At 46.8% G+C, this 7,724-nt stretch carries 6 protein-coding genes; all 6 read right to left on the minus strand.

Annotated elements, in window-relative coordinates; genetic code table 11:
- Positions 1-503: 503 nt before the first annotated feature.
- From E1163_RS14050 to fabG, 6 genes are read right to left on the minus strand one after another with little or no spacing between them, the layout of a single operon-like run.
- A complete protein-coding gene (locus E1163_RS14050) occupies positions 504-1,940 on the minus strand; it encodes a hypothetical protein (RefSeq protein WP_155172855.1) in 1,437 nt (478 codons plus the stop codon).
- Positions 1,941-1,943: 3 nt separating this feature from the next.
- A complete protein-coding gene (locus E1163_RS14055) occupies positions 1,944-2,891 on the minus strand; it encodes an alpha/beta fold hydrolase (protein ID WP_246223674.1) in 948 nt (315 codons plus the stop codon).
- On the minus strand, positions 2,888-4,384 hold the full coding sequence (locus E1163_RS14060) for an acyl-CoA synthetase (RefSeq protein WP_155172857.1): 1,497 nt from the start codon (positions 4,382-4,384) through the stop codon (positions 2,888-2,890). Before E1163_RS14060 ends, E1163_RS14055 begins: the two co-directional genes overlap by 4 nt.
- Positions 4,377-5,903, minus strand: a complete 1,527-nt coding sequence (locus tag E1163_RS14065) for a sodium:solute symporter family transporter (protein ID WP_155172859.1) — start codon at positions 5,901-5,903, stop codon at positions 4,377-4,379. The genes E1163_RS14060 and E1163_RS14065 overlap by 8 nt, the downstream gene beginning before the upstream one ends.
- A gap of 6 nt (positions 5,904-5,909) precedes the next feature.
- On the minus strand, positions 5,910-6,902 hold the full coding sequence (locus E1163_RS14070) for a 3-oxoacyl-ACP synthase III family protein (protein ID WP_155172862.1): 993 nt from the start codon (positions 6,900-6,902) through the stop codon (positions 5,910-5,912).
- A 10-nt stretch (positions 6,903-6,912) separates the two neighbouring features.
- Positions 6,913-7,656 (minus strand): 3-oxoacyl-ACP reductase FabG, encoded by a 744-nt coding sequence (gene fabG, locus E1163_RS14075; RefSeq protein WP_155172864.1) that lies wholly within the window; start codon positions 7,654-7,656, stop codon positions 6,913-6,915.
- Positions 7,657-7,724 lie beyond the last annotated feature (68 nt).

Consider the following 7,724-nt stretch of genomic DNA (forward strand, 5'->3'; position numbering starts at 1 on the left):
TGAAGAAATTCCACCCCTTCAGGGCTCGCACCTAATCGATTGATAGACAAAAGGCTTCACCTTTTGCTGATAGATGGCGCCCCTTCAGGGCTGGCGTTGAGCCTATATTGCACTGTTCGCCGTTCTCTGTTTATAATTCACTATCCCACCGATCATCGTTTACTCCAATAACCCATCACACCCCCTGCCCGGTGGCTCGTTCCCCGACAGCCACCTTTAAGCTCGTATGACATGGGTAAGTGTTAAATGATCTGATGAATTTAGTTTTAGAAGGGCTGCCAACAGAGCTAAACGGCAGCTTTACTAAACTTCCGCAAGTTTGGTAAAGCTTAACAGTTCAGAAGCACTGACAGCAGTAATACTTTCAAACAGAAGAAATTCCACCCCTTCAGGGCTTGTACCTTATTCGATTGATTTACCAAAGGCTTTACCTTTTGCCGGTAGATGGCGCCCTTACGAGGGCTGGTATTAAGGTTGCGGAAAAAGGGTTAACCAGATGACAGTCAGTTTGATGGTGCCTCGAAAAAAATTTGTGATTTTATTTTATCGATCAGGTGAGGGATGTGATTTTTTAAGTCTTTGAAAAGATCTTTGACAATGGCAGACTTGTGCCTGTTATTGGAAAATGAATCTACCGTAGAGTTCATAGACTCAATCAGGGATTCATCGCTCATGCGGCCCTCCATGTAGCGGGAAACATCGTAATACCACTTTACCGTGGGCAGATAGGTAAGCTTGCGTTTGTCTGCCTCGTCCCTTTGAAGGAGTTGGTAGCGCTTGCATACTGTAATTACTTTTTCATACTTCTGTTGCAACATCAGGGAGCGCAGGTAAGCGGTGAAGAAAATGTACCACCTTTTATGGAGCACATGGTCTTTGTTCATGCGCAAAAAGCTTTCGGCAAAAGCCTCACTATCAGAAGGTTGCCCGTTGAGATTGAGGCACTTCATGTAGAAGGCTACAAAACCGATCTTACTATGAAAATTATTGGAGCTCCTCATCTCCGTCATCGACTCACGCATCAGGTTCAGCGCTTCATCGATCTTGCCCTGTCGCAGGAGTATGGAGCTGAAATTGTTTAAATACTGCAAGTGGTCGCTGTTTTTTTGACGGATGGACAGGTAGCCATATTCTTCTGCCTGCTGCGACACATCAAACTTAGAGTGCAGCATGAGCCTGTTGGCGTAATAGTTAAAAAGTATTCTGCGCGTGTAAAATTTGCCACCCTTCAGCATTTCGTCCAGGTCATCGTAGACGGCTTTCAGCTTGTCGAATTCCCGGTAGTTAAAATACATGAAGGTGAGACGGATCACGGCCAGGAAACGGCTGTTGCCATCAAGCTCCTGGTTGTAGAATACGGATTTGAGCCAGTCTTCCCAGCAATTGGATTCCGTGCGGTTAGAGGCGTAGTGGTCGATAATATCTTCCGTAGCCTGGTGAAGCCTTTCATTGATGTCACGGGCTTCTTCGTAGGCTGCTTTGTATTTCTTTACAAATTCATTGACTGCTTTGTGGCTGTCGTAGCTCAGCCGGATCAGCAGAAAATGCCTGAAATTGAGCGCCAGCTCATAGAACTTCATGAAATTGTAAACCGGATGCTCGTAGTTGCTGATCTTTCGAAGCAGCTCTCGTTCTTCTTTCGGAGTGATGGCATCCGTCACTACCTTCCTGTTGATCTCATTGATCCACTCAAAGTCAATGTCCACATCTATGGCCTCAAGCTTTGCCAGGATCCATTTTTTAATGTTTGAATATTTCCTTTTGTCAATGGAGGGGTCGAAAGGCAGCGCTTTGGTACTGTCGCTACTATTTTCAGCAATCAGTTTTAAGATGGAGAGCTTCTCGGGGTCTTCAAAATTCTGTACTTTCAGCAGGTATGAAGCCTCATGGGGCAGTACATTTTGGGCAAATTCGGTAAACTTTTTCAGTTTCGGTTTCACGGCTCACTCCTTCAGAAATTGATTGATGATATTACTCAAATTTATCGGCTTTTCAAAGGGTGCCATATGGCCGCACTCCGGAACCATAGCCAGTTGACTATCCGGGATTTTTTCAGTGGCAGTTTCGGCTATCTGTTTTGTAGTCAAATCCTTATGCAGTATCCGGTTCGGGATAAGGTTATCGTTTTCACCATAAACGATAAGGGTTTGCTGCCTGATATTTCCAAGCCGGTCAAAAACAGGTTCGTTCAGCATGCCCTGTACCCCTCCGGCCACTGTGTTGCAATAATCCATGAAGTCAGTCGCTGTGGCCATTTGCAACCGGTCTTTGATCATAAATTCTGTATCTGCTGGCACTTCATAAAAGTTAAGCCCATAATTATACCTGACCTGTTGCTCGGTAGCTGATGCTACTGCCTGGGCAGTAAAGAAGTTGCCAAACCACTGCTTGTTCTGTTCATTAAAAGTTTCGATGCCGGCGGGAGCAATCAAAATGAGCTTATTGCCATAATCAGGATACTTCAGGGCATACGTCATGGCAATCTGGCCGCCCATGGAGTGGCCGCAAAGCACCGGGTTGTCCAGTTTGAGTTGAGAAGTGAACTTTTGCAAAACAACGGCATAAAACGCCATGGTAGAAGGGTAATCGCCTTTGGAAGACCGCCCATACCCCGGCAGGTCTATAGCTATGCATCTGTACTTTCCTTTTAGCTCTTCAATCAGCTTGTCCCACGAAGGCAGGTAGGTGGCCAGGCCATGGACGAACAGTAGGGTTTTATCACCTGAACCTTCATCTACATAAGCAATTTTCAGGCTGTCAATATCCATATAGTGGGTTTTGTATTTGTAGGGACTGATCAGTTCGCTGATCTTTTGAGCCGATCCGGTCTGGGCATTCAAGCCAATAGCCATAAGCATAAGTAAGTTTAGAAAGAGCGTGAACTTTATCATAATACTAAGCTTTTAAGGGCTTTTTTGTTAATTTTTCCTGTATCGTTTTTAGGCAGGTCTGCAATGAACTCAAAGTATTTGGGTACCTTGTATTTGGCCAGGTGTTCTATACAGAAATCGCGGATCTCAGCTTCCGCAGGAGTTCTTCCGGGCTTGATGGCAATAAAAGCCTTGCCCACCTCACCCCATTTTTCATCCTTCACCCCGATCACCGCAGCTTCATTGATGGCTGGGTGCGACAGCAGTACCCGCTCCACTTCGGCAGGGTAAACGTTTTCACCTCCCGAGATAAACATGCTTTTGCGCCGGTCTACCACATAGAGGTAACCCTCTTCATCCCGTTTCATCAGGTCTCCGGTATGGAACCAGCCGTCAATGATAGCATCCTGTGTGGCTTCGGGGTTGTTCCAGTAGCCGGGAGTCACGAGGTTGCCCCCCAGGCAAAACTCACCGATCTCGCCCGGCTTTACTTCTTCACCACTTTCATTCACCAGCTTGGATTCCACATAAAAGTTAGGCCTGCCGATTGACCCGATCTTCCTTTCGGCGTCGTTGTGATGCAGCGACGTAATGTTTGGGCCAACCTCCGTAAGGCCATAGCCCTGGCGAATTTTTATGCCCTTTTTGTGCCATTGATGAATCGACTCCAAGGGCAGCGCCTCGCCACCTGATAGAAAATACCTGATGGATGAAAGGTCAGCTTTCTCGAATAAAGGCGATTCCAGCATCATTTTGAGGGTAGTAGGTACACCCCAATAGATCGTAGCCCGTTCACTTTCCAGAAGGCCGAGCACCTGGTCCGCGTCAAACTTGTTCATCATGCCAATGGTGGCCCCTTTGTGTAGCAGCGGCGTGATCAGCACATTCCAGCCTCCGGTATGAAAAGCGGGCATGCAGTTGATCGTGAGGTCATCAGATACTATATCCAGGCTCAGTGCCGTATTTACACTGTTCCAGAAAAGCATGCGGTGCGTGTAGAGGGCACCTTTTGGGAAACCTGTAGTCCCGGAGGTGTACAGAATGAAAAGCGGGTCGTCAAAATCAAGGGACGAATCGGGAATGTCTGTTTTGTAAACGCGGTTTTTCACCATATTGGTCAACTTACCGGTATCCGCTATGGCCGTCTGGTTGTTGGCAGTCGTCTGCATGACAAGTGCTTTGAACTGAAGCTCATAGAGGATCATTTTTGGGGTGCAGTTGCTGATCAGGTAGTCTATTTCCCTTACGGAAAGCCTGTAGTTGACCGGCACGAGGATGATACCTGTTTTTTGAGCTACAGAGAAAAGTGTGACATACAATGACGAATGCTCGGCGACCACCATCAGCCGGTCGCCTTTTTTAAGGCTGTATTCACTTTTCAATATATCCGCAAGCTTCAACGCATTGTCGTTGAGTTGCTGGTAAGTTAGCTCCTGTTGCGAGCCATAATCTTTTATAGCAAATTTATCAGGGCTGTAAATGGCCCATTTACCTATCCAGTCGAGATTATGCATTTTGTGCCAGAGTCTGTCTGTTAAACGATTTACTAAAGATCAGGTGCAATACCACCCCGGTGATCAGCGAAAATATGATCGCAAACGTGGCAGCTATTGCAGGGTTATTGACCGGCTCCTTCATGTAGCTTGTTATTTGCCCGTAGTATACGGCAAAATGCACAAGGATCGCAACTGCCGAAGAGGCAAAAACGGTTTTCAGCGATACATTGCTGAAAAATGTACCAAACAAGACCGGAACAAAAGCCGCTGAAAAATAGGCATATACACCGTTTTGAGCAAAGATGGCCACGCTCAGGTTGGGGTTGACCAGTTGATTGTAAGACAACCAGTAGCTGGCTATGGCCAATAACAGTATTACTAATCGATTGATCCTGATCTGGTTGTGGTCCGACTTTAAGGCAGATGACTGACCAAAAACCGGTAAAATAAGGTCGGTGGTGATCGTAGCGCTCAGCGATTGGATCAACCCTTCCAGGGTGGACAAACCTGCAGAGATCAGCCCCAAAACCACGATAATGCCAAGATACACGGGAAATTTGCTCACTACATATGCCGAAATTAACCCATCCATGGGTATGCGCTGGCCGTTTGCTGACAGGTCCGGGAAATAAAGGCGCACATACAGTCCGGTGAATACCACAAAGAAGAAAACCACCAGTGCAATGATGCCTATGGTCAGGTATTTATTCACTTCTTTATCCTCCCTGAGCAACAGGGATTTGGTGATGATATGAGGCTGGTAGACGATGGCAATGCCGATGACCACCTGGCAAAAGATGATCTCGAAATAGTCACGGAAAAGAAAGCTTTCCGGATTGGTAGTTTGGGTCAGGTTACTGTCAATGTCATTGAGCTTCGCCAAAAATCCGGAAACGCCATTTTCAAAATATTCTACCCCTGAACCCAGCAAGATAAAAGCTACCAGCAGCATAATGCCTGCCTGTATCGCATTGGTGTAAACCATAGAATTAGCCCCGCCAAACATCATGTACCCAAATACAAATGCCACTACCGCTAAAAGCACATATGCCGGATCAAGGTTGAGCGATTTGGAAAGCACCTGGGTAAGACCTACGCAGATGAGTACAATGAAGGTGATCAGCAAAAGGGATAGAATAGCAAAAAAGATCCTGTATGACCTGCTTTCGTACATTTTTCCCATCCATTGGGCCATGGTCAGGGCTTTTACGCTGCTGCCATACTTTTTAAAGCCCTTGGTGAGTATGATCAGCGAGCCAAATATGGCAATAGGCATGACTATTCCAAATGATATAAACCCACTGATGCCATACAGGGCAATAAATCCGGGGTTGATAATAAAGGTGGCTGCGCTGGTCATAGATGCAGCGAGCGCCAGACCGACCGCATAAGGGGAAAACCCTAAATTGCCAACTGCATAGTCGCTGATACTTTTTGTTTTTAGTGCGCCGCGGATCACCAGGGTCAGGATCACTGCCATATAGGCAATGACCAATATCCAGGTGCTTAGTACGTGATTATCTGATGCCAATCCCATAACCCATCAATATTTAATAGCTGCTGAGGCAAACGCCAGGCCTCCTCCCGAACCGACCAGCATGATCAGGTCACCCTTTTTGATCTTGCCTTTGCTGATGGCATCGTGCAAGGCCATCGGTATGCATGCTGATCCTGTATATCCATACTTGTCCATGATCTTATGCGCCTTTTCCCGGCTTACTCCGAGGTTGTCCATCGTTTCATCAATAGAGTTGAAATTGAGTTGCGTTACCAGGAACTGGTTGATGTCGTCCGGTTTGATGCCCATTTCACTGCACATTTTCAAGATCATATCCGTCCATATTTCCGGGTTAAGCTCTTTCGGGAATTTATGAACAAATTTTAATTTATGGTCATTAGTCGCCAGAGCGCCCTCATCAACCGGCTTCTTTGTGCCACCGCTATAGATGCCCATCCACTCATTGTATTCACCCTTGGTGTAGAGCTTCGAAGTGATAAATCCCTGCCCGTTACTGCTTTCACGGGCGGATAAGACAACGGCTCCGGCCCCATCGGCAAACAAGGTAACAGTTTTTTTGTCATTCATATTCAGGTGCTTGCTCATGGCATAGCCGCCTACGATCAATATGTTGCTGTACCGGGCATCAGCCTGAATGTATTTGGCCGCCACGTCAAAAGCCGTTACAAATCCCGCACAGGCGGTATTCAGGTCGAATGTGCCCGCTTTATCTGCGCCTAAGCGGTGCTGTAAAATGGCTGCTGTAGAAGGAGAGATAAACTCCGGCGTATCCGTAGCCACAATGATCAGATCAAGATCGGTAGCTTTCAAACCAGCATTTTCGATGGCCTCCACGGCTGCATGCTCGCAAAGGTCTGCCACCGATTCCCCCTCATCGCACCACCGCCGCTCATGGATGTTTACATTTTGCCTTAGCCACGAGTCTACATCTTCGTGAAGCAGTTCATTGAAATATGCGTTAGGGATTTTTCTTGCCGGTGCATAGGAACCCGTTCCGGTAATTATTGCCTTTCTCATAAGTCTCTTTTTAAATAGTTACCGCTCCGTCCACACTGATCACCGCTCCACTGATGAAGGCTGCCTCATCAGATGCCAGGAAGGCATAGGTGTTGGCCACATCCTCCGGAGTGCCCAGCCGCTTCAGGGGAGTTTTGTCGATCATTAAATTGATTACTTTCTCCGGTATGGTTTTGACCATTTCGGTGGCAATAAAACCAGGAGCTACTGCATTTACAGTTATGTTGTGCTTGCCCAGCTCCTTGGCCAGAGTCTTTGTCATGCCGATAACACCAGATTTGGTAGCAGCATAGTTGACCTGCCCGAAATTACCATATAGCCCGACCACAGATGATGTGTTGATGATGCGTCCGTAACCTTTATCGATCATTTGTGGGATTACCGAGCGGGTACAGTTAAACACGCCCGTAAGGTTTACGTCAATCACCTGCTGCCATTCATTGTAGGTGATCTTTTTAATGGTTGCATCTCGCGTAATGCCTGCATTGTTGATCAGTACATCTATTTGCCCGAATTTCTGAATAGTAGCAAGTGTGGCCTGCTCCACTTCTTCCGGGTTTGTGGTGTTGACCTTCATGAAGTCGGCTATGGAGCCATTGCTCCTGACTTCGGACAGCGTGTCCTGGCCCTGCGCTTCATTAACATCCCAAATGACCACGGTAGCGCCATCGCGCAAAAACCTGCTTACGGCAGACTTGCCAATGCCACTGGCGCCTCCGGTGATTACAATTACTTTATCTTTAAATCTTTTCATGAACACTGTTTTAACTTCTAAAGCCAAATTATCGGTTCATGAGAGCAGGCCGCTTATGGTTTTTAAAA

Origin of the sequence: Fulvivirga kasyanovii (assembly GCF_009711405.1) — a bacterium.
In the GTDB taxonomy this organism is placed as follows: domain Bacteria; phylum Bacteroidota; class Bacteroidia; order Cytophagales; family Cyclobacteriaceae; genus Fulvivirga; species Fulvivirga kasyanovii.

Coding starts and splice junctions, on each gene's coding strand:
- E1163_RS14060 (WP_155172857.1), bottom strand. CDS start 4,384: ATGCATAATCTCGACTGGATAGGTAAATGGGCCATTTACAGCCCTGAT.
- E1163_RS14070 (WP_155172862.1), bottom strand. CDS start 6,902: ATGAGAAAGGCAATAATTACCGGAACGGGTTCCTATGCACCGGCAAGA.
- E1163_RS14055 (WP_246223674.1), bottom strand. CDS start 2,891: ATGATAAAGTTCACGCTCTTTCTAAACTTACTTATGCTTATGGCTATT.
- E1163_RS14065 (WP_155172859.1), bottom strand. CDS start 5,903: ATGGGATTGGCATCAGATAATCACGTACTAAGCACCTGGATATTGGTC.
- fabG (WP_155172864.1), bottom strand. CDS start 7,656: ATGAAAAGATTTAAAGATAAAGTAATTGTAATCACCGGAGGCGCCAGT.